This window comes from Pseudarthrobacter sp. S9 (assembly GCF_050156545.1).
Taxonomy (GTDB): Bacteria; Actinomycetota; Actinomycetes; order Actinomycetales; family Micrococcaceae; genus Arthrobacter.
Map to the genome: position 1 here is coordinate 741,058 of NZ_CP189576.1, position 25,595 is coordinate 766,652.

The 25,595-nt window shown below is 69.4% G+C and carries 19 protein-coding genes; 8 read left to right on the forward strand and 11 right to left on the reverse strand.

The features are described 5' to 3' along the window. Positions 1 to 12 precede the first annotated feature (12 nt). Both ACQCSY_RS03475 and ACQCSY_RS03480 read left to right on the forward strand, forming a co-directional pair. Positions 13 to 1,458: a DUF58 domain-containing protein gene (locus ACQCSY_RS03475; RefSeq protein ID WP_427133214.1), complete on the forward strand. Its 1,446-nt coding sequence runs from the start codon at positions 13 to 15 to the stop codon at positions 1,456 to 1,458. Continuing rightward, positions 1,455 to 4,028 carry a transglutaminaseTgpA domain-containing protein gene (locus ACQCSY_RS03480; RefSeq protein ID WP_427133216.1) on the forward strand — a complete coding sequence of 858 codons (2,574 nt, stop codon included), beginning with the start codon at positions 1,455 to 1,457 and terminating at the stop codon, positions 4,026 to 4,028. Before ACQCSY_RS03475 ends, ACQCSY_RS03480 begins: the two co-directional genes overlap by 4 nt. 9 nt (positions 4,029 to 4,037) lie before the next feature. On the opposite strand, the gene ACQCSY_RS03485 is transcribed toward ACQCSY_RS03480, so the two are convergent. Both ACQCSY_RS03485 and rsmI read right to left on the reverse strand, forming a co-directional pair. Further along, on the reverse strand, positions 4,038 to 5,537 hold the full coding sequence (locus ACQCSY_RS03485; protein ID WP_427133218.1) for an NAD-dependent succinate-semialdehyde dehydrogenase: 1,500 nt from the start codon (positions 5,535 to 5,537) through the stop codon (positions 4,038 to 4,040). A gap of 195 nt (positions 5,538 to 5,732) precedes the next feature. After that, on the reverse strand, positions 5,733 to 6,590 hold the full coding sequence (gene rsmI / locus ACQCSY_RS03490; protein ID WP_427135649.1) for a 16S rRNA (cytidine(1402)-2'-O)-methyltransferase: 858 nt from the start codon (positions 6,588 to 6,590) through the stop codon (positions 5,733 to 5,735). 183 nt (positions 6,591 to 6,773) lie between these two features. Between rsmI and ACQCSY_RS03495 the strand changes: the two genes are divergently transcribed. Further along, positions 6,774 to 8,504, forward strand: a complete 1,731-nt coding sequence (locus ACQCSY_RS03495; protein ID WP_427133220.1) for a dolichyl-phosphate-mannose--protein mannosyltransferase — start codon at positions 6,774 to 6,776, stop codon at positions 8,502 to 8,504. Positions 8,505 to 8,561: 57 nt separating this feature from the next. Then, the gene (locus ACQCSY_RS03500) at positions 8,562 to 10,391 is read left to right on the forward strand and encodes an AMP-dependent synthetase/ligase (protein ID WP_427133222.1); all 1,830 of its coding nucleotides are present in this window, start codon (positions 8,562 to 8,564) and stop codon (positions 10,389 to 10,391) included. A 31-nt stretch (positions 10,392 to 10,422) separates the two neighbouring features. Here ACQCSY_RS03500 and ACQCSY_RS03505 read toward each other — a convergent pair whose 3' ends face one another. The 5 genes from ACQCSY_RS03505 to ACQCSY_RS03525 form a co-directional block, all read right to left on the reverse strand. Then, complete coding sequence (locus tag ACQCSY_RS03505; RefSeq protein WP_427133224.1) at positions 10,423 to 11,727, reverse strand: TIGR01906 family membrane protein; 1,305 nt, start codon at positions 11,725 to 11,727, stop codon at positions 10,423 to 10,425. A gap of 111 nt (positions 11,728 to 11,838) precedes the next feature. After that, positions 11,839 to 13,065, reverse strand: coding sequence for a L,D-transpeptidase (locus ACQCSY_RS03510; protein ID WP_427135651.1), 1,227 nt, complete (start codon positions 13,063 to 13,065; stop codon positions 11,839 to 11,841). A gap of 170 nt (positions 13,066 to 13,235) precedes the next feature. Beyond that, positions 13,236 to 14,723, reverse strand: coding sequence for an adenosylhomocysteinase (gene ahcY / locus ACQCSY_RS03515; protein WP_427133226.1), 1,488 nt, complete (start codon positions 14,721 to 14,723; stop codon positions 13,236 to 13,238). 81 nt (positions 14,724 to 14,804) lie between these two features. Continuing rightward, entirely contained in the window at positions 14,805 to 15,038 is a 234-nt protein-coding gene (locus ACQCSY_RS03520; RefSeq protein WP_427133228.1) for a Trm112 family protein, read from the reverse strand. An 83-nt stretch (positions 15,039 to 15,121) separates the two neighbouring features. Further along, complete coding sequence (locus tag ACQCSY_RS03525; protein ID WP_427133230.1) at positions 15,122 to 15,511, reverse strand: DUF3499 domain-containing protein; 390 nt, start codon at positions 15,509 to 15,511, stop codon at positions 15,122 to 15,124. A 148-nt stretch (positions 15,512 to 15,659) separates the two neighbouring features. Between ACQCSY_RS03525 and ACQCSY_RS03530 the strand changes: the two genes are divergently transcribed. Next, positions 15,660 to 16,211: a metallopeptidase family protein gene (locus ACQCSY_RS03530; protein ID WP_427133232.1), complete on the forward strand. Its 552-nt coding sequence runs from the start codon at positions 15,660 to 15,662 to the stop codon at positions 16,209 to 16,211. A 43-nt stretch (positions 16,212 to 16,254) separates the two neighbouring features. On the opposite strand, the gene ACQCSY_RS03535 is transcribed toward ACQCSY_RS03530, so the two are convergent. From ACQCSY_RS03535 to ACQCSY_RS03545, 3 genes are read right to left on the reverse strand one after another with little or no spacing between them, the layout of a single operon-like run. Then, on the reverse strand, positions 16,255 to 17,916 hold the full coding sequence (locus ACQCSY_RS03535; RefSeq protein WP_427133234.1) for a DUF5719 family protein: 1,662 nt from the start codon (positions 17,914 to 17,916) through the stop codon (positions 16,255 to 16,257). Beyond that, the gene (locus tag ACQCSY_RS03540) at positions 17,909 to 21,337 is read right to left on the reverse strand and encodes a glycosyltransferase family 2 protein (protein ID WP_427133236.1); all 3,429 of its coding nucleotides are present in this window, start codon (positions 21,335 to 21,337) and stop codon (positions 17,909 to 17,911) included. Before ACQCSY_RS03540 ends, ACQCSY_RS03535 begins: the two co-directional genes overlap by 8 nt. A 29-nt stretch (positions 21,338 to 21,366) precedes the next feature. After that, positions 21,367 to 21,906, reverse strand: a complete 540-nt coding sequence (locus ACQCSY_RS03545; protein ID WP_427133238.1) for a WhiB family transcriptional regulator — start codon at positions 21,904 to 21,906, stop codon at positions 21,367 to 21,369. 364 nt (positions 21,907 to 22,270) lie between these two features. Between ACQCSY_RS03545 and ACQCSY_RS03550 the strand changes: the two genes are divergently transcribed. Beyond that, positions 22,271 to 22,975, forward strand: a complete 705-nt coding sequence (locus ACQCSY_RS03550; RefSeq protein ID WP_427133240.1) for a TIGR03089 family protein — start codon at positions 22,271 to 22,273, stop codon at positions 22,973 to 22,975. Between the two features lie 44 nt (positions 22,976 to 23,019). Here the strand turns inward: ACQCSY_RS03550 and ACQCSY_RS03555 are convergent, their stop codons facing one another. Beyond that, on the reverse strand, positions 23,020 to 23,583 hold the full coding sequence (locus tag ACQCSY_RS03555; protein ID WP_427133242.1) for a GtrA family protein: 564 nt from the start codon (positions 23,581 to 23,583) through the stop codon (positions 23,020 to 23,022). A gap of 195 nt (positions 23,584 to 23,778) precedes the next feature. Between ACQCSY_RS03555 and ACQCSY_RS03560 the strand changes: the two genes are divergently transcribed. Both ACQCSY_RS03560 and purE read left to right on the forward strand, forming a co-directional pair. After that, positions 23,779 to 24,975 (forward strand): 5-(carboxyamino)imidazole ribonucleotide synthase, encoded by a 1,197-nt coding sequence (locus ACQCSY_RS03560; RefSeq protein ID WP_427133244.1) that lies wholly within the window; start codon positions 23,779 to 23,781, stop codon positions 24,973 to 24,975. A gap of 86 nt (positions 24,976 to 25,061) precedes the next feature. Next, positions 25,062 to 25,586, forward strand: a complete 525-nt coding sequence (purE, locus tag ACQCSY_RS03565; protein WP_427135653.1) for a 5-(carboxyamino)imidazole ribonucleotide mutase — start codon at positions 25,062 to 25,064, stop codon at positions 25,584 to 25,586. The last annotated feature ends 9 nt before the right edge of the window (positions 25,587 to 25,595 follow it).

Genomic DNA, 25,595 nt, shown 5'->3' on the forward strand with positions numbered 1-25,595 from the left:
GCTAGCCCCGCCGTGGCGTTGATGGATCGGTTCCCTAGGCACATGTTCAGCACACGCGGCTGGGGACTGCTGGGTGCGGGCGCCGTCTCGGTGCTGGCTGCGCAGGTGATGGGACGCCGTGACCTGCTGGCGCTGGCGATCCTGCTGCTTGTCCTGCCGTTGCTGTCCCTGGCCGGAACGCGCGTGCTCAAGCCGAGGTTCCAGGTCTACCGGGAGTTCAATCCGTCAACGGTCGAAACGTCGGCGAGGACAACCGTCCGCCTGGCCGTGGCGCGGACCGGGTCGGGAGCCGGCCAGGCCGTCATGGAAGAGCATCTGCCGGCCCGGTTCGGGGAATCCCCCGTCTTCCGTTTCCCGGCACACTCGGCCGTGGGAGGCACCAGCCGCTACGAGTACCATCTGCGCTCGGGCAAGCGCGGCCAGTTCCTCATCGGAGGCGTGACGGCCGAATTCAGCGATCCGTTCGGGCTGTCCCTCCACCGCCACGCCATCGACGACGGCGACATCCTCACCGTGACGCCCGCCGCCGTCGAACTGCCAGTGACGGGGCTGGCCGGTGCCCGCGGGAACGACGGCGTCACGGCCACGCGGATCCGCGCCAATCCAAGCGACGACGACGTGATGACCCGTGAATACCGTCATGGCGATCCGATGCGCCGCGTGCACTGGGCCGCGACCGCACGCCATGGCGCCCTCATGGTGCGCCAGGAGGAATCGGTCACCACCCCGGAGGCCACGGTCATCCTGGATCAGCGGCTCGCGGCCTATCCCCACGGCGTGTTTTCGCACGGCACCGATTCGGGCTTGGCCGGCGGCACTGACCGGAACGGTCATGAGCTGGTCACCTGCGACGCCTTCGAGTGGGCAGTGACGGCGGCGATATCCATCAGCACGCACCTCTCGGAACGCAACTATTCCCTTCGCTTCCTGGACGCCGAGGGCGGGCCTGCGTTCCGTCAATCTCCCTCCGCCCCGGATCCCGAGGCCGAGGAGTACAGCGGGGCGTCCGGGCTGCAGTCCGTCGCGGAGAGCCTGGCCGCCATCCAGCTCGCCGGCCCGCACCACAACCGCCGGGATATGTCGGCTGGCTCCCGGCACGGCGCCCCTGCCGTGGCGGAAACCGGGCCGCAGCCTTTTGGTGACAGGCTGATGGACAAACTCTCCGCCCACCGGCTGCGGGGGCCGATCCTGGCGATCCTGGGAAGCCTCTCCCTGGCCGAAGCCCGGGCGTTGTCCCCGGCAGCAGGCTTCGGCGCGAATGCCTTTGCGATAGTGGTCGCCGACCGGATACAGGATGCCGGCGGGGTCCTCGAAGCGCTGCGGCTCGGCGGCTGGCGGGCCGTGGCGGTGTCTGCCTCGACGGCGTTGCCCGCGGCCTGGGCCGCGTTCGACCAGGACGAGGCCGGAATGCTCTCGGCTGCAGCCGACGTGCGCCGCGGCGCAGGGGGCAGGCGATGACCCTGGCACCGCAGCGCAGCTCCGGCTCCGGTTCTTCCGCGACCGGCAGGGAAGAACCGACCGTCCTCGCCCCCGGCACGCAGCCCCGGAGGGAAGGGGCAGGCGCGCAGCCGTGGGTGATGGGCATCGCGGTGGCGGCCGCCGTCGCCGGTGCCGCGCTCGGCATCAACGGAGTCGTGAGGGGGTGGGCGTGGTATTCCCCGGCGTTCAGCACCGTCATTGCTGTCGCTTTCGCCATGGCGGCGCTCCGGGCCGTCCGGCTCCGCGCAGGGCTGGTGGCTGCCGGCGGCTTCGCCGCACTCATCCTGGTCCTGACGTTCACTTTCTTCCGGAAGCACAGCATCGCAGGCTTCATTCCCGCCGGCGACACCATGACGCAGCTGGGGAAGTACCTGCGCCGGGCCAGTGAAACAGTCCTGGCCGAAAGCTCCCCCGTTGCCCCCAACGCCGGAATTGTCATGCTGATCTGCGCCGTGCTGGGGCTGCTGGTGATTCTGGTGGACACCCTGGCGTTTCCCCTGGCGTTGCCGGCGACGAGCGGGCTGGGGATCGTGGCCATCCTGGTGGTGCCGGCCGTAGTAAAGCCGCAAAGCGTCGGCGTGCTGGGGTTTGTCGGCGCCGCCGTCGGCTACCTGCTGATTCTGGCGTGCAGCCAGTGGTTCAGGCCGGATCCCCGGACCCGTGCAGACACCGCCCGAAACCCCGGACAGCTGCGGCGCGCCGCGGTGACCGGCGCCGCGGCACTGGCCGTCACGCTGCTGCTGCAGCTTGTCATCCCCGGATTCGACCAGGGCACCTTTCCCCAAGGCTCGCGGCTGAACCCCTTCGGGAGGGCCAGTGGCCTGAACCCCATGATCAGCCTGGGCACCAGCCTGCGCAGCCCCTCCGGCGACGGCAGGATCACCTTTGCCACGAACGCGCCGACGACGCCCTACCTCCGCTCCGTGACGGTGGACAACTTCGACGGCGATTTCTGGGCGCCGGATGACCGCGAAGCGAGCCGCCGGATGGGAACGGGCAGGATGGACTCCGGGCTCGACCCGGCCAGGGCGGAGCTCCGGGTGGTCACGGCCGTCAACACCGGTAAGTTCACAAGCCCTTACCTCCCCGCGCCCTATGCACCCGAGGCCGTCAACGGGCTCACGGGACGCTGGAGCTGGGACCCGGCCACGCTCAGCATCAAGGGAGTCGACACCAATTCCCGCGACCAGCAGTACCTGGTCATGTCAGTCGCTCCGCAGCTCACGCCCGAGCTCCTGGCACAGTCCTCGGGTCCCGTCCGGGGGGTCCCCGAGCAGTTCGTCCGGCCGCCGGCCAATGTACCGGAGATCGTGCGCAGGACCGCCGATTCCCTGACGTCCGGCGTCCCCACGCCCTATGCGCGGGCGATGGCCATCCAGAAGTACTTGCGCTCGTCCGAGTTCAGCTATTCCCTGCAGTCGCCCGTGCAGGGCGGCTACGACGGCAACGGGCTCTCCGTGCTGGCGGACTTCCTGACGCAGAAGAGCGGTTACTGCATCCATTTCGCCTCGGCCATGGCCGTGATGGCCAGGCTCGAGGGCATCCCCAGCCGCATCGCCGTGGGCTATGCCCCGGGCCGGGCCACGGGCGCCACCGTGTCCATCCCCGGCCAGGGGCCGCTGCCCGAGTTCGAGGTGGACGCCCGGGACGCCCACGCCTGGCCGGAGCTGTACTTCCAGGGCCTTGGCTGGGTCGCTTTCGAGCCCACCCCTTCCCGGGGTGTGGTCCCGGCCTACGCCTCGGACGTCTCCGGGCCGAGCGGCGCCAGCACCAACGAAAACAATGACGGCCTGATTCCCAGGGACAAGGCCACCCCGGCACCGGCACCCGGCCTCTCCCCCGTCCCGATCCCGGGCGCCGGAGCAGCGGCGGACGCGGACAGGAACCTGGCACCCGCGCTCTACGCCGCCGGGACCCTGATACTGCTTGTGTTGCTGGTGGTGTCGCCCCGGCTGGCGCGCAGCGGCGTCCGGCGGCGCAGGCTGAGGGCGGCCGGCGGTGGCGGCCCCGCGGCCGGATCGGCCCTGCCCGCCTGGGCGGAACTCCGGGACCTCGCGACGGACTACGGCGTGGCGCCCGGGACCAGCGAGACCCCGCGGCATTTCTCCGAGCGGCTGCGTGCCTCGGCGGCGCTAGGGGAATCCGGCGGCATGGATGCGCCGGGGCACCGGGCCGCTGCCTGTCTGACCGAAGAATTTGAACGAGAGCAGTATGGCCGCCCGGCCGCCGGGCCCGGCCCCGCTGCTCCTGAAGGCGCCGCTGCCGACGGCGGGGCTCCCGGCGCCGTTGCTCACGACGGTGGCCGCCCCGGGGGTGGCGAATCCGCCGCGGCCAGGATTGCCCTGGTGCAGGCCTCCCTGCGGGCCAACGCGAAGCCGCTGGTGCGCCTGCGTGCGGCCTGGCTGCCGCCGTCGGTCATGTCCGGCTGGCGGTTGTCCCTCACGGCGCCTTTCCGTGCGGTGTCCCGCACAGCAAAGCGCACCCGGCACGGCCTCGCGGGATCCTGGTTGAGGACCCGCGACGCCGTCCGCCGGGTGCGCCGTGGTTAGCTGCCTTGGTTAGCCGGCGTAGGGGTCGGCGATGCCGATGTACTGGGTGTAAAGGTATTCCTCGATGCCTTCGAGGCCGCCTTCACGTCCCAGGCCGGACTGCTTGACGCCGCCGAACGGTGCGGCGGCGTTGGAGACCACCCCGGCGTTCAGGCCGAGCATGCCAGTCTCGAGGCGTTCGCCCATCCGGATGCCCCGGTTCAGGTCCCTCGTGAAGACGTAGGCCACGAGCCCGTATTCGGTGTTGTTCGCGAGCCGGACGGCCTCGTCCTCGGTGCCGAAGGTGATGATCGGGGCGACGGGGCCGAAGATCTCCTCGGACAGGATCCGGGTTCCCTCCGTGACGCCCTTGAGGATGGTGGGCTGGTAGAAGTAGCCGGGGCCCTCGACGGCGGAGCCGCCGATCACCGCGACCGCACCGGCGGACACCGCGTCCGCGACGAGCTCGTGAACTTTGTCCCGGCTCTTGGCATCGATCAGCGGGCCGACCTTGGAATCCGCTTCGGTGCCGCGGGCGGTGGTCATCTCCGCCATCTTCGCGGCGAACTTCTCGGCGAACTCGTCGGCGACGGACTCGTGGACGATGAAGCGGTTCGCGGCGGTGCAGGCCTCGCCCATGTTCCGCAGCTTCGCGAGCATCGCCCCGGCGACGGCGGCGTCGACGTCGGCGTCCTCGAAGACCACGAACGGGGCGTTGCCGCCGAGCTCCATCGAGGTCCGCAGCACGACCTCGGACGCGTCCGAGAGCAGGCGCCGGCCGACCTCGGTGGAGCCGGTGAAGGAGAGCTTGCGCAAGCGGGAATCCTTGATCAGCGGCCCTGTGGTGGCACCGGCCGTGGAGGTGGGGATGACGTTCAGCACGCCGGCAGGCAGCCCGGCCTCCATCATCACGGCGGCGAACAGCTGCGAGGTCAGCGGTGTCAGGTTAGCCGACTTCAGCACCATGGTGCAGCCGGCGGCCACGGCCGGGGCGATCTTGCGGGTGGCCATCGCGAGCGGGAAGTTCCACGGCGTGATCAGCAGGCACGGGCCCACCGGCTTCTTCGTCACCAGCAGCCGGGACTTCCCGTCCGGCGAGACGGAGTAGCGTCCGAATGCCCGCACGGCTTCCTCGGAGAACCAGCGCAGGAACTCAGCGCCATAGGTGACCTCGCCGCGGGCCTCGGCCAGCGGCTTGCCCATCTCCAGGGTCATCAGCAGCGCGAAATCCTCCGCGCGCTCGGTGACGAGCTCGAACGCGCGGCGCAGGATCTCCCCGCGCTCACGCGCCGGGACCTTCGCCCACGAGTCCTGGGCTGCGGCAGCCGCGTCCAGCGCCGCCATACCGTCCTCGGGCCCCGCGTCGGCGATGCTCAGCAGTACCTTGCCCGTGGCAGGATCCTCCACGTCGAAGGTCTTCCCGGACGCGGCCGGACGCCACTGGCCGTCAATCAGCAGACCGGTCGGAACAGAGGCCAGCAGGGCGCTCTCACGCTCCGCGGTAACAATGGGCTGGGCAGTTACAGTCACGATGACTCCCTCGTCAGCAATTCGGTTTGAACTAGGATCTGGTTTCAGCGCCCAACACATGCGCGCTTGGATTACTGCCACGGTACTGCCGCGTTCTCCGGCAAGTCTATGCATGCGCGCACTACGCCCCAGGGATGCGGCTGTGCAACTGCACAACCGCTCCCGGCGCGCCGCCGGTCTGCGGCGGCCGGTAAATCACCGTGCGGCTAGGACCGCCGAATAGAGTTCGCGCTTACTGACCTTGGCATCTTCCGCAACCGCGGCAACCGCCTCCTTCAGCCGGATTCCCTGCGCAATAAGCCCGTTGACGGCGGCCACGTGGTCCTCCGGCCGGCCGGGCTCCCGCTCCGGTGCGCCGCCCACCACGACGGCGATTTCGCCGCGCACCTCGCTGGTCTCGGCCCATTCGAGCAGTTCGCGCAGGGTGCCGCGGATGACCTCTTCGTAGGTCTTGGTCAGTTCACGGCACACGGCGGCACGACGGTCGGCGCCGAAGCGTTCGCGCAGCGCGCGGAGCATCGGCTCCAGCCGGTGCGGTGCCTCGAAGAACACCATGGTGCGGCGCTCGGCGTCCAGGTCCGCCAGCCGGGAGGACCGTTCGCCGGCCTTGCGGGGCAGGAAGCCTTCGAAGCAGAAGCGGTCTGTCGGCAGGCCGGAGAGGGCCAGGGCTGTCAGGACGGCGGAGGGCCCGGGGGCGGCGGTGACGGTGAGGCCGGCCGCTACGGCGCCTTCGACGAGGCGGAAGCCGGGATCCGAGACGGACGGCATGCCGGCGTCGGTCACCATCACCAGTGTCTTCCCGGAGCGGACCTGGTCCAGGAGCTCTCCGGTCTTGGCTGCCTCGTTGTGCTCGTGATAGCTGATGATCCGACCCGGTACGGTGATGCCGAGGTTCTGGACCAGCCGGTGCAGCCGCCGGGTGTCCTCGGCGGCGACGATGTCCGCCGTCGTGAGCAGCTCGACGAGCCGGGCGGAGGCGTCGCCGACGTTGCCGATCGGGGTCGCCGCCAGGACGATTCTGCCGGGGCGGGCGCCCTGAACGACGGCGGGCAGTGCGTCCGGACCGGTGCCGGCGTCGTCAGCGGTGTCTCCGCCGCCGGCAGTGGGGCCTCCGGCGTCGGCGGGAGGAATCGGGGCGGTGCTGAGTTCATGGTCCACACGACCAGCCTACTGCCGGCCGGGGCGCGGGCCGACGAGCAGGCCGACGAGCACAGCCGCGAAAGGTAGCATGGCAACGTGACGCAGACCCCCACGCGGCCGGTCGAGGCCGGTCCAGCCGCATCGGCGCCCGCAGCCTTCAGCAGAGCCAGCGGCACAGCCAGCACCGGAACCGGCCGCAACCTGGAGGGGCACCGCTGGATCGGCCGGCCCTCGGAGGCCTTCACCCCCGAAGCCCTCAAGGAACGCCTGATCGGCAGCATCCAGGGCTGGCGCGACTATCCGGCGTCGCTCCGGCTGTGGTTCTGGCTCATTCCCAGCCTCACCGCGGCCCTTGGCGGCGTCCTGCGCTTCGTGCGGCTGGAAGCCCCCCGGAACCTGGTCTTCGACGAAACCTACTATGTGAAGGACGCGTACTCGTTCCTGATCAGCGGCTATGAGCGGAGCTGGCCGGACAGGGCCAATGATTCCTTCATTGCCGGCCATCCCGGGGTGCTTCTGGACACGCCCGAGTACGTCGTGCACCCGCCCGTGGGCAAGTGGATGATTGCCGCGGGCATGTGGCTCTTCGGCCCGGACAACCCGTTCGGCTGGAGGTTCGGGGCGGCGCTGACCGGGACGCTGTCCATCTTCCTGCTGGCGCTGATCGCCCAAAAGCTCTTCCGCTCGCTGACCCTCGGGGCCGTGGCCGGTGTGCTGCTCGCGGTGGACGGCCATCACCTCGTGATGTCCCGGACCTCCCTGCTGGACATCTTCCTGATGTTCTGGCTCCTTGCCGCCTTCGGGGCCCTGCTGATGGACCGCGACGACGGCCGGCGCCGGCTGGCGGACAGGCTCGGCCGGCAGGCTGCGGCCTCCGCCGCGGGCCGCCCTTCCCCGCTCCAGCTGACCTCCGGCCCCTGGCTCGGCATCCGCTGGTGGCGGCTGGCGGCCGGCGTCTGCCTGGGACTGGCGGTCGGCACGAAATGGTCCGCCCTCTTCTTCCTCGCCGGCTTCGGACTGCTGACGGTCTTCTGGGACCTGAGCGCACGCCGGATCGCCGGGGTCCACGCGTGGATCAGCGGCGGCATCCTCAAGGACGGCCTGGGGGCCTTCCTCAGCATTGTCCCCGTGGCCGCCCTGGTCTATGCCGCCACCTGGACCGGCTGGTTCCGCTCCAAGGACGCCTATTTCCGGCACTGGGCCGAGGCCAACCCCTCGTCCGAATGGGGCTGGCTGCCGAACGCGGTCAGGTCCCTGGCGCACTACCACCTTGAGGCCTACAAGTTCCACCAGGGACTCAGCGCGGACCACCCCTACGAGGCCAGCGCCTGGAGCTGGCTGGTCATGGGCCGGCCCACCTCCTTCTTCTACGAATCCCCCAAACAGGGCAGCCCCGGCTGCGATCTGAGCAACTGCACCACGGCCATCCTCTCGGTCGGCAACCCGCTGATCTGGTGGAGCGCAGCCATCTGCCTGGGCATCATCCTGTTCTGGTGGGCGGGCCGCCGCGACTGGCGCGCCGGCGCCATCCTCGCGGGCGTCGCCGCCGGCTACCTCCCCTGGTTCATGTATCCGGAACGCACCACATTCTTCTTCTACGCCGTGTCCTTCGAGCCCTTCCTGGTGCTGGGCCTCGTCTACTGCCTGGGACTCGTCCTGGGGCAGCGGACGGACCCGCTCTGGCGCCGGCGTTCCGGGTTCTACCTGGTCACCCTGTTCGTGGTGACGGCCGTGCTGCTTTCCGCTTTCTTCTACCCGGTGTGGACCGCCGAGGTCATCTCCTACCAGGACTGGCGGTTCAGAATGTGGATGCCGTCCTGGATCTAGGGCAGGATTGCAGGGAAGCCCGCCGCACTCCGGGCGGACCGGAATGGAGACTCGGCTGTGAGAGAAGCAAGCACCGGACTGCTCGTGGAGCTGGATCCGGACCTCAACGTGACGGACCTGCTCCTGGAGCAGCACGCCAAGGATCCCGTGCACGCCCTCTATTCCCGCAAGGGCCCCGGGGGCTGGACCGACATCCCCACACAGCAGTTCCTGGAACAGGTCACGGCCCTGGCGAAAGGCGTGATTGCCGGCGGCATCACGCCGGGCGAAACCGTCGCCGTCATGGCCGGCACCCGGTATGAGTGGACCGTCGTTGATTTTGCCATCTGGTTCGCCGGCGGCGTCACTGTCCCGATCTACGAGACCTCCTCCGCCGGCCAGGTCGAGTGGATCCTCCATGACTCCGGCGCCCGGCGGATCTTCGCCCAGGACCGGTCCAAGGCCGACCTCGTCCAGGGCGTACTGGATGCCTCCAGCCTGCTCGGCGACAGGCTCATCGCGGTGGTCCGGATGGACTACGACGGCGGCGCCCCGAACCTGGCAAGCCTCGCCGCAGCCGGCACCGGGGTGACCGATAGTGAACTCGAACGCCACCGGACCGCGGCAGGCCTCGCGGATGTGGCCTCGCTGGTCTACACCTCGGGAACGACCGGCCAGCCGAAGGGCTGCGAGATCACGCACGGCAACTTCGCCCTCGTTGCCAAGAACATCGTCGTGTTCCTGCCGGAGCTCCTCATGCAGCCCCGCTCCCGGACTCTCATGTTCCTGCCGCTGGCCCATGTCCTGGCCCGGGCCGTCCAGGTGGTCTGCCTGAGCGCCGGGACCACGCTGGGCCACACCTCCAGCGCCAAGGAGCTGCTGGAGGACCTGGGCAGCTTCAAACCCACGTTCCTGCTGGTGGTGCCCCGGATCTTCGAAAAAGTCTACGCCGGGGCCGCGCAGAAGGCCGCGCTTGCCGGCAAGCAACGGCTGTTCGAGGCCGCCGCGGCCGCCGCCATCGAATATTCGAAGGCCCTCGACGCGGCCGCCCGGGGCAGCGGTGCCGGCCCCGGCCTGCTCCTGCGTGCCAGGCATGCGCTCTTCGACCGGCTGTTCTATCCCAAGCTGCGGCAGGCGTTCGGCGGCCAGCTGAACTACGCGGTCTCCGGCGCCAGCCCGCTGAGCTCCAACGACGCACATTTCTTCCGCGGTGCAGGCATCCCCGTCCTCGAGGGCTACGGCCTCACCGAAACGACGGCCCCCTGCACGGCGAACACGCCGACGCGGACCAAGGTGGGGACGGTGGGCATCCCCGTGCCGGGAACCACCATCAGGGTGGCCGACGACGGCGAGATCCTGGTCAAGGGCATCGGCGTCTTCAAGGGCTACCACGCCAATGCGGCGGCCAACGCCGAGGCTTTCGTGGAGGGGTTCTTCCGCACCGGCGACCTCGGTTCCCTCGACGGGGACGGCTTCCTGACGATCACCGGGCGGAAGAAGGACGTGCTGGTCACCGCCGGCGGCAAGAACGTCGCTCCGGGCCCGCTCGAGGAGAAGATCCGGGAGCACCAGCTGGTGGGACAGGCCGTGGTGGTCGGTGACGGCCGGCCGTTCGTCTCGGCCCTGGTCAACCTGGACCCCGAGGGGCTGCAGCACTGGTGCACCGCGCGCAAGGTTCCCGTCATGGCCCCCGCCGAAGCGACCACGGACGAATCGGTCCGGGCGGCCATCCAGGGCGCCATCAATGAGGCGAACCTGCTGGTGTCCAAGGCCGAATCCATCCGCAGCTTCGTCATCCTGGACGCCGACTTCACCGTGGAATCAGGACACCTGACGCCGTCGCTCAAACTCAAGCGGGCCGCCGTCGTCCGGGATTTCGAGGAACACATCAACCGGATCTACGGCTGACAGCGCTGGTTAGTCAGACAGCGCTGGTTAGTCAGACGGCGCTGGTGTGGCCCCGTGCCGGCCGGCCGTCGGCTGCCGACGCTTCCTGCTCCGGGTCGGTGGCGTTGCCGGCATCCCGTGCCGGAACCGCCGGTTCCTGGTCCGCCGTCCCGTCCTCGACGTCGGCATCCTTCACCGTGCCCTTCAGCGCGCCCTTCTTCACCGCGCCCTTCTTCACCGCGCCCTTCACGCTGACTTCCTTCACGGTGCCTTCCTTCGTCAGGCCGCGGCGCCTGCGGGTCGGCCAGGTGAGGATCACGGTGACGAGGGCTGTCAGCAGGACGAGGGCCCCGATCACGATCCCCGCGTCCACCCAGAACTGGCCGGGGAACAGCCGGATCAGCGTGTCCTGCAGGGAGAACGTCCACGTGCCGTTGGCGAAGAAGATGCTGTGGAATTCAGTGAAGAACTGTTCCCAGCCGAGCGCTGCGAGCACTCCCAGGCCGCTGACGATCACCAGCGTCACGATCGAACCGGCGAACAGGCCGCGGCGCACGCCGCCGGTGCTGCGCCGCCGGAGGTAGATCACGGCGATAAGGCTCAGCAGGGCCAGCAGGGCGCCGGCGCCGAACGCGGACAGGATGACGAGCTTGACGTCGGCCATGTGGCTGACCTCGCCTTCCTTGAACAGCCTGTCCCCGCTGCGGCTGACGAGCTCGCCGAGGTAGCGCGGGCCGGACCAGTTGCTGAGGTAGTCCACCGCGTACGAGCCATAGGTCAGGCGGTCGTCCGTGTTGAAGCCGTAGCCGTCGCCGGGGAAGCCCGGACGGTTGTACTCCACCCAGAGGAACAGGGGGCTGGTCACGGCGCGGACGGCCAGCACCAGCAGGATGACCGGGTAGAAGACCGCGAGCAGCACCTGCATCACCCGCGGGGCGATGGGTTTGGCGTTGGCGGCGTGCTCGCGTTCGGCGTTCCGGCGTTCCACTTCCTCCTGCGGGGGACGGATCTGCAGGGCCGAGGTCTGCAGCGGTTCGTTGAAGACGGCGCGGTTCCCCGTGCCGGACTGCCCGACGGCGGCTTCCGCCGCTTTGCGGTCGGCGCGGCTTCCCGGCTGGCCCCTGAGGGACGAAACTTCCGTCGAAATTTCCGTGGAATTTTCCGCCGAATTTTCCGTTGACGCAGTCTCCGGCGCCGGTCCTTCCGACGTCGGGTCTTCCGTCACCGGACTTTCACCTTCGGCCCTCTTTCCGGCGGAGGCCGGCTTCATCCAGTCAAAGGCGGGCTCGTCGGCGTCGTCGGCCGGATCCAGCTGCGGATTCTGTCGCTCGGGAGGGGTAGGACTTGTGTCAGTCACTGCAGCTTCGCTTCCGTAGGCTTCCGCGCCGCCTGGCCTGCGCCTGGCAACGCAACTTATCTGTGTCCGAGCCTACCGTCAGAGGATCGGACTCGGCGAGGTGCCACCCCGTCAGTTGGCGTATTGAGCCCACGGGATGTTCCAGTCCCCGAAACCGTCATCGAAGTTGGCGAAGTCCCCCTCGGTGTTGACCACCTGGACGACGTCGCCGCTGGTCATGTTGTTGAAGACCCACGCGGCCCGGTCCGCCGTCATGCCGATGCAGCCGTGGGACACGTTCGTGTTGCCGATATACGGCAGGGCCGAGTCCAGGGCCTGGTGGATGTATTCGCCGCTGGGCGTCAGCCGCGTGGCGTACTCCACGTCCAGCTCGCCGTAGTTGGCCGGGTCCCCTGGTTTCAGGCCGATGCTGGCGGCGACAAAGTGGTCGTGGCGGTGCTTCTCCATCAGGACCAGGTATCCCCGGGCCGACGGGAAGCGCTGATCGCCCATGGTCACCGGCCACGAACCGGCCGGCTGGTCATTGATGCTGATCGAGAAGGTGTGCGCCGCGGCGTCTGCGACCGCCACCTTCTTGTCGCCGATGTGGATGGTCACCGTCTTGTTGAAGTTTCCGAACTGCCCGTTGCCCAGTTCGACGCCGAACAGCTTCATGTCCATCGTGATGGTGCTGTTCGCGGCCCAGAAGGTCTCCGGCCGGTACCTGACCATGTTGTTGCTGAACCAGTGGAAGTCGCCGACCTGGCCCGAGGTCGAGGTGATCTTGATGGCTTTCTCGACGGCGTCCCGGTTCAGCACGGGTTCGCTGAACGTGACCTGCAGGGGCTGCGCCACGCCGACCTTCATCCCGTCCAGCGGGTAGATCGCGGCGTCTGCCTCATTGGCGGTGGACACGGTGCTGAAGGCCCGGGTGCTGTGGGTCTTCCGTCCGGCAGCATCCACCACCGAGTACGTGTAGCTGTAACGGGTGTTGAACTTCAGCGCGCCGGTTGCCGTCCAGCTGGTGCCGTCAGCGCTCAGGGTGCCGTCCACGGCGTCGCCGGAGTCGGTTGTGAGGGCCACCCGGTCAATGCGTCCGTTGACCACCCTTAGGGAAACGGGCGCCGCCGGGTTGACCTGCTTGGCGCCGTCGGCGGGAGACACGGTGAGTTCTGCCAGGGACACGACCGGGGCAGCAAGCCCCGGAGTCGTCCGTGCCGGCGATCCTGCCTCGGAGGAGATGGCGGCATGGGCCAGGTCCGGCGCCACCGCTGCGAAGGCTCCGCCGCCCGCGGCAAGGGCGCAAATCACCCCCAACAGGGCGATCTTTCGGCCGGTACTCCAGGTCCTCGGGGCCATCACAGGTCTCGGGCAATTCCACGCGTCATCCTGCCAGCATAGGCGAACTACCTTGGAAGCCCGGGCAGTTTCCGCCACGATACGGTTACAAAAACGGGGCTCCGGATGGTGGTCCGGAGCCCCTGCGGACTCCGTTGCGGCGGCACGGCCAGGCGGCGGGCCGTGGCGTCCTAGTACCGGTAGTGCTCCGGCTTGTACGGGCCGGCCACGTCGACGTCGAGGTACGCGGCCTGGTCCTTGGACAGCTCGGTCAGCTCCACGCCCAGGGCGTCGAGGTGCAGTCGGGCCACCTTCTCGTCGAGGATCTTCGGCAGCACGTAGACCTGCTTTTCGTACTCGCGCTCACCCTGGGGCTGGTCCCGCTTGGTGAAGAGTTCGATCTGCGCGATCGTCTGGTTGGCGAAGGAGTTGCTCATCACGAACGAGGGGTGACCGGTGGCGTTGCCGAGGTTCAGCAGGCGCCCCTCGGAGAGGACGATGATGGAGCGGCCGCCCTCTGCCGAGGCCGGGTCGGCGTCGAAGACCCACTCGTGCACCTGGGGCTTGATCTCGACCTTCTTGATGCCGGGGATCCGGGCCAGGCCGGCCATGTCGATCTCGTTGTCGAAGTGGCCGATGTTGCCCACGATGGCCTTGTCACGCATGCCGGCCATGTGCTCGGCCATGATGACATCCTTGTTGCCCGTGGTGGTGATGAAAATGTGGCCCTCGCTGAGGACGGTTTCCAGTTTCGCGACCTGGTACCCGTCCATGGCTGCCTGGAGCGCGCAGATGGGGTCGATTTCGGTGACGATCACGCGCGAGCCCTGGCCGCGGAACGCCTCTGCGGCGCCCTTGCCGACGTCGCCGTAGCCGCAGACGACGGCGACCTTGCCGCCCATGAGGACGTCGGTGGCCCGGTTGATGCCGTCCGGCAGGGAGTGGCGGATGCCGTACTTGTTGTCGAACTTGCTCTTGGTGACGGAGTCGTTGACGTTGATGGCCGGGAACAGCAGCCTGCCCTGCTCGGCCAGCTGGTACAGGCGGTGCACGCCGGTGGTGGTCTCCTCGGTGACACCGAGCAGGCGCGAGCCGATGCGGGTCCACTTCTGCGGGTCTTCCTGCAGGGAAGCGCGCAGCACGGCCAGGAAGACGCGGCCTTCATCGGACTCGTCCTCAGCGGCGGACGGCACGGCGCCGAGGGCCTCGAATTCAACACCCTTGTGCACCAGCATGGTGGCGTCGCCGCCGTCGTCCAGGATCATGTTGGGACCCAGGTCCGGGTTGGTGTCCGCACCCGGCCAGGTCAGGATCTGCTGGGCTGTCCACCAGTATTCCTCCAGCGTCTCGCCCTTCCAGGCGAACACGGGGACACCCTCCGGCTCCTCGACGGTGCCGGTGCCGACCACGACGGCGGCGGCGGCTTCATCCTGGGTGGAGAAGATGTTGCAGGAGGCCCAGCGCACTTCGGCGCCGAGCGCGGTGAGGGTCTCGATCAGCACGGCGGTCTGGACCGTCATGTGCAGGGAGCCGGCGATCCGCGCGCCCTTGAGCGGCTGGCTTGCGCCGAATTCCTCGCGCAGGGACATGAGGCCGGGCATTTCGTGCTCGGCGAGGCGGATCTGGTGGCGGCCGGCCTCGGCCAGGGAGATGTCCGCAATCTTGTAGTCGAAAGTCATGTGAATCCTTTGGTGTAGCCGGTGGCGTTGCTTGCCTGTGATGGGCCTGCGGGAGGTTTTGGGGCGGAGCCGGGACCGTGCCTATTCAGCCGCGTGGCGCGGGGCGGCGTCGTGCTGGTTGGACGGTGCCGCGGTGGCGGCCGGGAGGAGTTCCGGCGGCAGCAGCAGGGGGATGCCGTCCTCGATGGCGTAGCGCAGCTTTTCGCCGGACTCACCCGCCGTGGTGGTGAGGAGCTGATCGCCTTCCTGCACCAGCGCGGATCCGGTGACGGGGCATCGCAGGACAGACAACAGTTCGGGACTGAGCTTGGGCATGGTGAACGCTCCCTGGTGGGCGCCGCAGCAGGCGCCGGTGGCTTACGGATTTTGCAGTTCCCAGCCTACCGCCAGTTTGCGGCTCACGAAGGTTCGCGCAGGATGCGCAGATGCCCCCGGCGGGTGCCCTCGGCCGCGGCCGGAGCTTCCAGTGCGGGGTGCAGGCTACGCTGCCCCTTGGCCGGCTCCGCCGTGACCGGGCGGGAGGCCGCTTCACGGACGGCGTTGGCGAGGGCCAGGAGGTCGTCGGGGCCGGGCCCCGCCGGAGTTGCCGGCATCGCCAGCCGCATGACTTCCCAGCCGCGCGGGACGGTCAGGGACCCGGCGTGCTGTTCGCACAAGTCGTAACAGTGGGGCTCGGCGTAGGTTGCCAACGGCCCCAGGACGGCAGTGGAGTCGGCGTAGACGTACGTCAAAGTGGCCACCGCAGAATTGCGGCAGGCTGACCTTGAACAAAGACGAATTGCACCCACGACATCACAGACTACTCCCCCTGCCCGCCGGAACGGCGCAATGAAACGCCGGCGCGGGTTCCCATCCCAACTAGGCCGCGCGGTCTCGGACGGCGGGTCGCGGCGGGACCGTATCGCGTAAATCATCCGCCGGGTTTAGAGTCAAGATATGCAGTCATCGCACCACGATTCGGGTTTTACGGTCCGGTTGGCTGACCCCGACGCCGGGCGCCCAGGCGCCGGTTCCGCTTCTGCCGGCGCGCCAGCTACCGGCGCAACCGGGGCCGCCAAGGGGAAGAGCTTCCCGCAACGCCGTAGGAACAGGCACGGCCGGGGACTTCGCGGCGAGCTCATGCTGCCCACCCTGCCCGGTTACCGGACCCGTTCCGACCGCTTCGACGACCTCGTCCTGGACTCGGCCCAGCGGCTGCATGACATCTGGGGCAAGCCCCTGGACGGCGTCCGCTTTGGCGTGGACGAGATCCCCCCGGGCCTGGAGAGGCTCGTCGCGGACCGAACTCCCGCGCCGATGGGCTCCTACTCGCCCGCCACGGCCGAGGAAGGGCCTGTCATCACCCTGTACCGCCGCGTGGTGGAGCAGTCGTGCGGCAGCCGGGAGGAACTCCAGGACCTGGTGCACGACGTCGTCGTGGAATACACGGCCGAGATGCTCGGCGTGCCTCCCGAATCCCTGGACCCGGTCTACCGCCGCCGGTACTAGGCGTCCGGCAGCCCGGCCGGCGCCCACGGCCAGTACCCGAGTCCTAGTATCCGAGCGTGACCGGGACCTGTTCCTGTCCTGCCGCTTCCGGCGCCACGGCGATGGTGGAAATGTCCGGCGTGCCGTCCTGCTCCAGCAGCACCGCCCCGTAGGCGGGGTCGCCCGCGGCGGAAACCAGATAGCCTACGAGCGGTGAACCGTCCACGTCGCCTGGTACCTTGATGGACGCCGTTGTTCCGCCGGCGATGTCGGCGGTGGCCGCGGTCCGGATCTTGCCGTCGGCAGTGATCGGCGTGTAGGAGATTTTGGCCCGGCCCTCGGGGGCGCCAAACACGAGGTGCCGGTCCCCCGTGCGGGGTACGGGAACCACGTGCTGGCTGCCCAGCCTGGCCGAGGCGGGTGACCAGGCGAGGTCGGCCGCGTCGTCGGACGTGAGTCCCCGGGTGACGCGCGCGGCGGCCGTGAAGGAGACATCCGAGCTCGCGGCGACGGTGTACGGGCCGGCGGGGACCCTGGACAGTGAAACCTCCGTGACCGAGCCTGCCTTCGCCGTGACCACGCCGCCGCCGGGCAGGGCCTTCTGGCCGTCCCGCCCGAAGAGCTTGATTTCGACCACGGCGTCGGCCGAGCCGGGAACGGTGAGTTGCAGGGCCGGGCCGGCGTCGGCGAAGCCGGGCTTTGCGGTGAGCGACGCCAGGGCCGCCGGATCCTGGATGTCGATCCCGGAGACCACCTGGTGGATGGCCGGACCCGTACCCGGGGCGATGAAGTCGACACCGCCGGGTGTGAGGCCGCGGAGCATGCTTTGCTGGATGACGGCGGCCACGGGTCCGCCGGCGCTGCGTACCCTGACGCTCAGCCTTTCCTGCCCCGGCGCGAGCCCTGCCAGGATGATGGAGCGCGTGGTGCCGGGCGCCACGAGGAGGCCGCGGCTTCCCGGGGCCTGGATCGGTCCCTTGGCGCCGAAGAGGTCCAGGCTGACCGTGGCCGGTGTGCTGGAGGCGTTGCTGAGGTTCAGGACCGCCGACCGGCCGAGGGCGGTGTTCGCACCGACCAGCCAGAGATCGTTGGCGGGCTGCTGGCAGGCGGCGGCGGCGGATCCCCGGAGGTCCCCGTCCCCGGCCGAGTAGTTCATGACGGCGCCGGCGGCGGCCTGGCGGTTGTCCCGCGCGTCCGCGCTGAGGACGCTCACATCGTCCACCTCGTGCTGCGAGACGACGCCGGCGAGCAGCACGGGCGCGCCGGCCGCGGCCGAGGGAGTAGCGGGCGCCGATGCCACCGCCCCCTTGGCGAGCTCCACCAGCGGGCTGCCCTTGAGCGGGGCCAGCCGGCTGCCGGGCACGACTCCCGCGCTTGAGCTGAGCACGACGGCGTTGACCGTGGTCTTCGCGGTGGCAGACTCCGGGCTGAACTGCGGATCGGTGCCTACCGGGGTGCCTTCGAGCAGCCGGGCCGGGCCCGGGCAGACGCCGACGCTGCTGCCGGCCGGTACGGCCGCCACGGGGGCCTCGAGCTGCCTGCTGGCCGGGCTTTGGGGCGCCAGCGACGCCGCGGACACGAGGCCGCCGCCTGCGGCGACGAGGAGGAGGGCGGACAGGATTCCTCCCACCGTGCCGCGCCGCGGCAGGCCCTTCAGCCGACGCCGCGTCCGCGTGCCCGGTTCCGGTGTGGTTCCGGTCTCGTTGTCGTTGTCGTCCTTATGCATGCTGATGTTCCTTAGGGACCGTGGAGCGACTCAGGGAGCCTTCGTCCCTGGAGAGTCCGGTGTTGGGCCGCCGGGCAGGCATGGGGATGGCCAGCAGGACGGTCAGACCGATCAGGACGATCTGCGCGATTCCTGCCCAGACGGCCCAGGGTGCCTCGTAGCGGATGCTCAGCTGTCCGCCCTGGGCCGGCAGCGTGAACGCCTGCGCCCACCCCGACGTCGTGGAAGTCAGGCGGCGGCCGTCGAGCCATGCGCTCCAGCCCGGATCGGCGCGCTCGGCGAGGACGACCAGCCGGCCTTCGGGCCCGGCCGGCACGTTGCTCCCGGCCGAGACTGCCTCCGAGGGGAGCAGCCCGATGGCCGCGCCGGCGCCGTCGACAATCCGGACGCGGTGCGCGACGTCGGAGGCTTTGATGGCCGGCAGGTCCAGCGGGCTGATCCGCCAGAGCCAGCCGACGTCGGTCAGTCCGACGGCGACGAGGCCGGGGACGGCGTCCATCCGGCTGGCCGTCAGCTGCGCGGCAGTGTCCGAGGCGCGGAGGACCACGAAGCCGACGCCGAGGCGCTCGAGATCGTCCCGGGGATCCACGCCCTGGCCGGCAACGATTGTGGCAACGACGCTGCGGATGGATCCGGCGGCGGCGTCATCGTCACGGACCGTCTCCTTCCCCGGCTCCCCCATGATGTTGCGGGCCGCGGCGACCGTGGACAGCGCGTCAAGGGTGGTGCCGGCACCCCGCATGAGCGAGGCGTTGTAGCTTCCGTTCTCGCCGCCGGAGATCAGCAGGGTTCTTGCCTGTTCGGGGCCTTCGCCGCGGTCGATCGCCGTGGCCGGGAGCGTGCGGGCCTTGGCCGGCTGCACCAGCCGCGGTGTGCCGAGACCGGCGGTGTCCGCGGGGCCTGCCACGGACGCCGCGGGCTGCAGCAGTTCCTGCGCCGCCCAGACGGTGAGCCCGGCCAGCGGACCCGCAAGCAGCAGGACCATGGCTGTCACCGCGGTGCCGCGGATCAGGATCTTCCGGGCCAGTCCGGCCCCCGCGGCCCTGTCGGCCGAATCCAGCAGTCCTTCAGCCGCAATAAGGGCGGCTCCGAGCAGCGCGAACGCGGCGGCGGAAACGACCGGTCCCGTGAACGGGGTGACCAGGACCTCGCCGCTGACCCCGGTGGCGACGTGTCCGGCAAGCCAGCCGCCGGCCAGCATGAGGACCGCGGCCGCCCAGAGCGAGCGTGCGACCCGGGACGGCCGTCCCAACACCGGCCGGCCCGGCATGAACAGCGAGGCAAGGGCCAGCAGCAGGACGGGCAGCCCGACCAGCAATGCGAGTAGCAGCGCCCAGGGCGCCGGCGAAAGCACAGCGAAGGGCGCAGCGGAATCTACTGCGGAACCGCTGAAAGAACCCAGGCCGGTGAGACCACCGCCGGCCTCGAAGCGTAGCGGCTGGCCCAGCGCCTGCTGCCAGAGCGGGGCGGCGTCAAAGCCCAGCGGCATGCCGGGGTCTGCCAGCAGCGCCCTGGGCCGGTCGATGACCGAGAAAGCGAACGGCAGGAACAACGCCAGGCTGGGCAGCAGCGCCCACCAGACGGTGCGGCCGCGGCGCCCCAGAAGCACGCCGCAGAGCGCCACCACGATGACGGAGGGCACCAGCAGCGACGGCGCCGCCGCGGTGACCACGGCCAGCGCAAGGCCGGCGGCCGCCGCAGCCGTCCAGGAGGGGGTGCCGTTGATTCCGGGCCTGGCGGGAGGCGCCAGCGTGAAGCGACGCTCCCCCGGGGCCGGGATGGCATAGCTGCCGCGGCCCGCGGCCGTGCCGGTGGCCCGCAGCAGCGCCAGCACGAGCACGGGCATCATGACGTGGGCGAGCAGTGCACCCAGCCGTCCCTGGTTGAGCGCCACCTGCAGGGCCGGCGCGCCGGCCCAGACGAGGGCCGCCGCCAGGCGCAGCCGGCGGCGCTGGGTCAGGGCGCCGGCCGCGAACCAGGCGCCGAGCGCGGACAGCGGCATGGCAAGAAGCAGAAGCCAGATGACGGCATCGTTGGCGTCGCCGGCGCCGAGGGCGCCCAGCAGCCACAGGAGGTAGCCGAAAGGGTCGCCGTGGCCGGGCAGGCCCGCGCCCAGGCTGATCCACCAGCCGGAGGCGTGGTTCCAGATCTCGGCCAGCCGGGCGGAGACGGGGATCAGCGCGCCGCCGGAGGCCGCCTGGGCCCGGAACAGGCTGAACAGCCCGATCAGGGAGGCCGCCGCGGTGACGAGCACCGCGAGCAGGGCGCCGTTGCCCACCCAGCCGCGCTCCGAAGTGGACAGGGCGGCGTAGTCGTCGTCGGAGTCGCCGCTGGGCTGCTCGGCCAGGGGGTCACGGCCGGACAGTCCCTCGCTGTGGTCATCCGTTCCGAGCGCTTCCATCAGGGAACGCCGGTGGGACCAGACTTCGCGGCGCGTAGTCTGCAGCCCCCTGATGACGGAGCGCCGGATCCGGCGGGTGCGGGCGGCATTGCGCCGTCCACGGATCACGGCGGCGGGCCGTCCGAGGGCGCCGAACGTGGCGAGCAGCTGGGAGAAACCGTGCCCCGGATCCTTGACGGCAATGCTCAGGACCAGCTTGAAAAGGCTCCCCAGGAGGGCGCCGGCGGCGTGCAGCGGAACCTTCCAGCCGGCGGCATGCTTCAGCCGCAGGTGGACCTGGGCCTTGCGGGCCGCCGTCGCGTTGCCGAGGGCGCTGGGGCGGTGCGACACATGGAACATCTTCGCGCTGGGGACCACCACGACCCGGTGGCCGGCGAGGCGGTTGCGCCAGCAGAAGTCGACGTCGTCGCCGCTGCCCGGAAGGGCGGGGTCGAAGCCCCGGAGGTCCTGCCAGATGTCGCGGCGGATCAGCATGCCGGCGGAGTTGACCGCGAAGGTGTCGCTGCGGCCGTCGTACTGGCCCTGGTCGAGCTCGTCGGCGTCGATCAGCGTCAGGCGCTCGGCCCAGCGGCTCGTGGACAGGCCGACGTCGATCAGCCGGCGTTCGGCGTGCCAGTCCAGCTGTTTGCAGCCTGCCACAGTGACCGACGGCGCCCGCTCCACGGCGTGGAGGAGCTCGGCGAGGGCCTCCGGTGCCGGTGCGGCGTCGTCGTGCAGGAGCCAGATCCAGTCGGAGCCGGGCTGGCCGCCTGGGCTGCTGTCCGTGCTGCTGTCCGCTGAAGCGCCCCCTGCGGGCCACGGCGAAAGGGAGCTGAGGCCGGCCATGACGGCGCCGCCCATGCCGCTTTTGGGCTGCTCGAAGACGGTGACGTTGGCCTTGCCGAATGCCTGTTCGAGTAGGGCTGCCGAGTGGTCGCTGGAGCCGGTGTCAACCCCGATGAAGGCATCCGCAGGCCGGGTCTGGCCCGCCAGCGCCGCGAGGGTCCTGGGGAGAAAATCACCGCCGTCGTGGGAGACCACGACGGCGGTGACTCGTACTTCTTGAAGAATTAGATCGCTCGCTTCCTAAGCCGGCGCCGCTCGCGCTCGGAGAGGCCTCCCCAAATCCCGAAGCGCTCGTCGTTCGACAAGGCGTATTCGAGGCACTGCGAACGCACGTTGCAGGCGCCGCAGACTTTCTTGGCGTCGCGCGTGGAGCCACCCTTTTCAGGGAAGAAGGCCTCCGGGTCCGTCTGGGCACAGAGCGCATCGGTCTGCCATCCCAGCTCGCCTTCATCGTCGAAGTCCTGCCGGGACGGCAGCCCGATCCAGACCGGCTGCGCGATCGTCCCCGTCTGGAGGGCCTGAAGCTCCATCGGCGGATCGAGGGGGCCGTTGTCCTGGTCAGGGCCGGCCAGGAGTTCATCGTGCGCCGCGAGGAAGGCGGTGGCCTGGACCTGCAGGGAATCCTTGGTGTGTTCGTTGTAGCGGTCAGCTGCGTCCGGATCGGCCGGATCTACATACCAGTCACTCGGCACCCCGCGTGAACGGTACTTCGCCGTGGCCTGGCCGGCTACGGCATCTTCATGGATACGCTCTGCTAGCCCCATGGCGTTCCCTCCTGATTTTGCAGCCTTTGCAAGACCCCTGAACACTCGGATGTGTGCCGGTTTATGCGCATTGGCTTTCGATAACTAATTACACGTGTGTAAGTATCCGGGAGTCAAGCCGCGGCGGAGATAATAATCAATCCGGGCGGCAAAGCGGGGGCACGCCACGCCCGGTTATTTTTCGCCGGGGCGCGGAGAAAGCCGCGGAACTATCAGCGTACTGAGCACTTCCGGGGGTTTTTATTGGATTTCCGGGAAATTTCCGATGACTCTCCGCGCCGGTCACGGAGCGTCACCCGCCGACTCCATGACGGATATCACAGGCCGCGGGACCGCAATAAGACGGCCGTGACAAGATGAAGTCATGAGCATCCCGGCAATCCAACTGATGACAGAGCTGCGTTCCGGCCAGTCCACCTCGCCCCGGCTCACCTGGTACGGCCCGGACTCCGAGCGCGTCGAGCTCTCCGGCCGGGTGCTGGACAACTGGGTGGCCAAGACCAGCAACCTGCTGCAGGACGAGCTGGACGCGGAACCCGGCATGCGGCTGCGGCTGGACCTGCCCGCCCATTGGAAGTCGGTGATCCTTGCCCTGGCGGCCTGGCAGCTTGGCATGGAAGTGGTGTTCGACGACGCCGAGGCCGAGCTGCTGGCGACCGCGGATCCCGGGCCCGGCGCGGCGGCGGGCGGATTCGACGCCGTCATGGCCGTGGCGCTGCCTGCGCTGGCCATGCGGTGGCAGGGCGAGCTGCCTTCCGGCGCGATCGACTACGCCGCCGAGGTCCGCTCCCACGGAGACGTCTTCATGCCCCATGTGGACCCGGAGGCCTCACGGCGCGCCGTGCTCACGTCCGCCGGGACGGTACTCACGCACGGTGAACTGCTGGACGGTTTCGCCGCCGCCCACGACGACGGGCTGCGGCTGCTGGTTCCGGCCGGTGACGGTCTCGAAGCGGCCCTCGCACAATCGCTGGGCGCCTGGAAGGGTGACGGCTCAGTGGTCCTGGTGCACCCCGACGTCGTCGTGACGCCGAAGCTGCTCGGCGACGAACGCATCCAAGGGCACTGACCTTTCCGGCGCCTGCCGGCGTCGAGGTCAGGACGGCGTCGAGGTCAGGACGGCGGGCCGGGCAGCTCGGGATCCTTGACGGCCGGTTCCGGAACCCGGACGCCCGGCTGGGTGTGCGGGTGCCGTTCGATGATCTCGTGGTCGTGGGAGAACTCCGGCTCTTCGTCGAGTTCCTTGTTGAACACCAGGAAGCGGTAGGCGAAGAACCGCACCACGGTCGCCACGAGAATGCCGGCGACGCCGGCCAGGAACAGCATGTTCTTGTCCGTGATGCCCATGCTGTACTTCGCGAGGGCCGTGAACCCGGTGGAGATGCCTATCCCGATGCCGTTGATGATGATGAACATCACAAACTCGCGGATCACATTGTCTTGGCGGCGGTGACGGAAGGTCCAGAAGCGGTTCGCGATCCAGGAAAACACCGTGGCCACGCTGGCCCCGAAGAAGCGGGCCTTGGCCTCGCTGTCGGTCATGGGACCGTGCATCAGGTAGTACGTGAGCCCGTTGTCGATGACGAACGCGATGCCGCCGACGGCGCCGAACTTGGCCACTTCGCGCCAAAACAGCGAGGCAAGCCCGCGCATGCGCTCAGTAAGTGTATTAATCATGACCCTCCGAGGCCTCCTGGAACTGTCGGCCATTTGGGCCAAACGCCCATTTTAGCGCCGTTTCCCCGGAGGCCGCCCTGAACGGGCGGGCCATCAGCCCGATCGCCCGCACCAAAAGCCGCCCAAAAGCGTCGGATTCCGGCGCCGGAAGGCGCAAAGCCGGGATATTGCGAGGTTTTCGGTAGGCTGGGACTTGTGACTTTTCCTGTAATCGGTGTTGTTGGCGGCGGCCAGCTAGCCCGCATGATGGCCCCTGCCGCCACCGCCCTCGGCTTCGAACTCCGCGTCCTCGCCGAAGGTGAAGACGTCTCCGCGGTCTCTGCGGTGGCCACGGCCCCGGTCGGTGACTACACGGATCTGGACCACCTGCTCGAGTTCTCCCGCGGCCTGGATGTGCTGACCTTCGACCACGAGCATGTCCCCCCGGCGCACCTGCGCTCCCTGATCGGGGCCGGCGTCAATGTCCACCCCGGCCCGGACGCCCTGGTCAACGCACAGGACAAGCTGGTGATGCGCGCCGCCATCGACACGCTGGAGCTTCCCAATCCCCGCTGGGCCTCCGTGGCCGACGTCGCGGAGCTGGTCGCCTTCGGCGAGGACACTGGCTGGCCCGTGGTCCTGAAGATGCCCCGCGGGGGCTACGACGGCAAGGGTGTGCGGATCGTGTCCTCGGCCGAGGACGCCGCGGACTCCTCGGGCTGGTTCGCCGCCATGTCCCCCCTGCTGGCCGAGGCCAAGGTGGAGTTCAGCCGGGAGCTTTCGGCCCTGGTCGCGCGGACCCCGGACGGCGAATCACGGGCCTGGCCGGTGGTGCACACCATCCAGGTCGACGGCGTCTGCGACGAAGTCATCGCCCCCGCCCTGGACATTCCCGTTGAGGTGGCCGCCGCCGCGGAAGACGCCGCCATCAGGATTGCCAACGAGCTTGGCGTGACCGGTGTCATGGCTGTTGAACTCTTCGAGACACCCGGCATCGGCGCCGGCTTCCTGATCAACGAGCTCGCCATGCGACCGCACAACACGGGGCACTGGACCCAGGACGGCTCGGTCACCAGCCAGTTCGAGCAGCACCTGCGGGCCATCCTGAACCTGCCGCTCGGCGCCACGGACCTCCTTGGCCCCGTCGTCGTGATGAAGAACTTCCTGGGCGGGGACAACCAGGACCTCTTTTCCGCCTACCCCGCAGCCCTCGCCAGCGAACCCGCGGCCAAGGTCCACTGCTATGGCAAGGCCGTCCGGCCCGGCCGGAAGATCGGCCACGTCAACCTCGTCGGGGCGTCCGCGGCCGACGTCGACTCCGTCCGGCAACGGGCCACCACCGTGGCCGACATCATCCGGAACGGCCGGGCCCAGGCCGGCACCGCACCGGGAACTTCCGAGGAGACCGCATGAGCACCGAACCGCAGAACACCGGGAACGCCGCCTCCGGAACCGGCGATGCCGGGAACGACCCGGCCGCCCCGATCGTGGGCCTCGTCATGGGCTCGGACTCGGACTGGCCCGTCATGGAAGCCGCCGCTGAAGCCCTCGCGGAGTTCGGCATACCGTTTGAGGCCGACGTCGTCTCGGCCCACCGCATGCCCACGGAGATGATCCGCTACGGGCAGACCGCCCACGGGCGCGGCCTGCGTGTCATCATCGCCGGGGCGGGCGGCGCCGCCCACCTTCCCGGCATGCTCGCCTCTGTCACGCCGCTGCCGGTGATCGGCGTCCCCGTGCCGCTGAAGACCCTGGACGGCATGGATTCGCTGCTGTCCATCGTGCAGATGCCCGCCGGCGTGCCGGTCGCCACTGTCTCGATCGCCGGCGCACGCAATGCCGGCCTCCTGGCGGTGCGCATGCTGGCCTCCGGAACCGACGACCTCGCGGTCCAGCTCAGGGCCGATCTCCTGGATTTTGCGCAAGAGCTCAACGACGTCGCCACGCGGAAGGGCGCAACCCTGCGGCACAAGGTGAGCGAAGTGTTCGCCGGCGGAAACGTCATCACCCGGGGCAGCCGTTAAGGATCACCA

Bases quoted from the DNA above. Each gene is read 5' to 3' on its own strand.
- ACQCSY_RS03480 (WP_427133216.1), top strand. From the start codon at position 1,455: ATGACCCTGGCACCGCAGCGCAGCTCCGGCTCCGGTTCTTCCGCGACC.
- ACQCSY_RS03510 (WP_427135651.1), bottom strand. From the start codon at position 13,065: ATGGCCCCGAGGACCTGGAGTACCGGCCGAAAGATCGCCCTGTTGGGG.
- ahcY (WP_427133226.1), bottom strand. From the start codon at position 14,723: ATGACTTTCGACTACAAGATTGCGGACATCTCCCTGGCCGAGGCCGGC.
- ACQCSY_RS03520 (WP_427133228.1), bottom strand. From the start codon at position 15,038: ATGCCCAAGCTCAGTCCCGAACTGTTGTCTGTCCTGCGATGCCCCGTC.
- ACQCSY_RS03530 (WP_427133232.1), top strand. From the start codon at position 15,660: ATGCAGTCATCGCACCACGATTCGGGTTTTACGGTCCGGTTGGCTGAC.
- ACQCSY_RS03535 (WP_427133234.1), bottom strand. From the start codon at position 17,916: ATGCATAAGGACGACAACGACAACGAGACCGGAACCACACCGGAACCG.
- ACQCSY_RS03545 (WP_427133238.1), bottom strand. From the start codon at position 21,906: ATGGGGCTAGCAGAGCGTATCCATGAAGATGCCGTAGCCGGCCAGGCC.
- ACQCSY_RS03550 (WP_427133240.1), top strand. From the start codon at position 22,271: ATGAGCATCCCGGCAATCCAACTGATGACAGAGCTGCGTTCCGGCCAG.
- ACQCSY_RS03555 (WP_427133242.1), bottom strand. From the start codon at position 23,583: ATGATTAATACACTTACTGAGCGCATGCGCGGGCTTGCCTCGCTGTTT.
- purE (WP_427135653.1), top strand. From the start codon at position 25,062: ATGGGCTCGGACTCGGACTGGCCCGTCATGGAAGCCGCCGCTGAAGCC.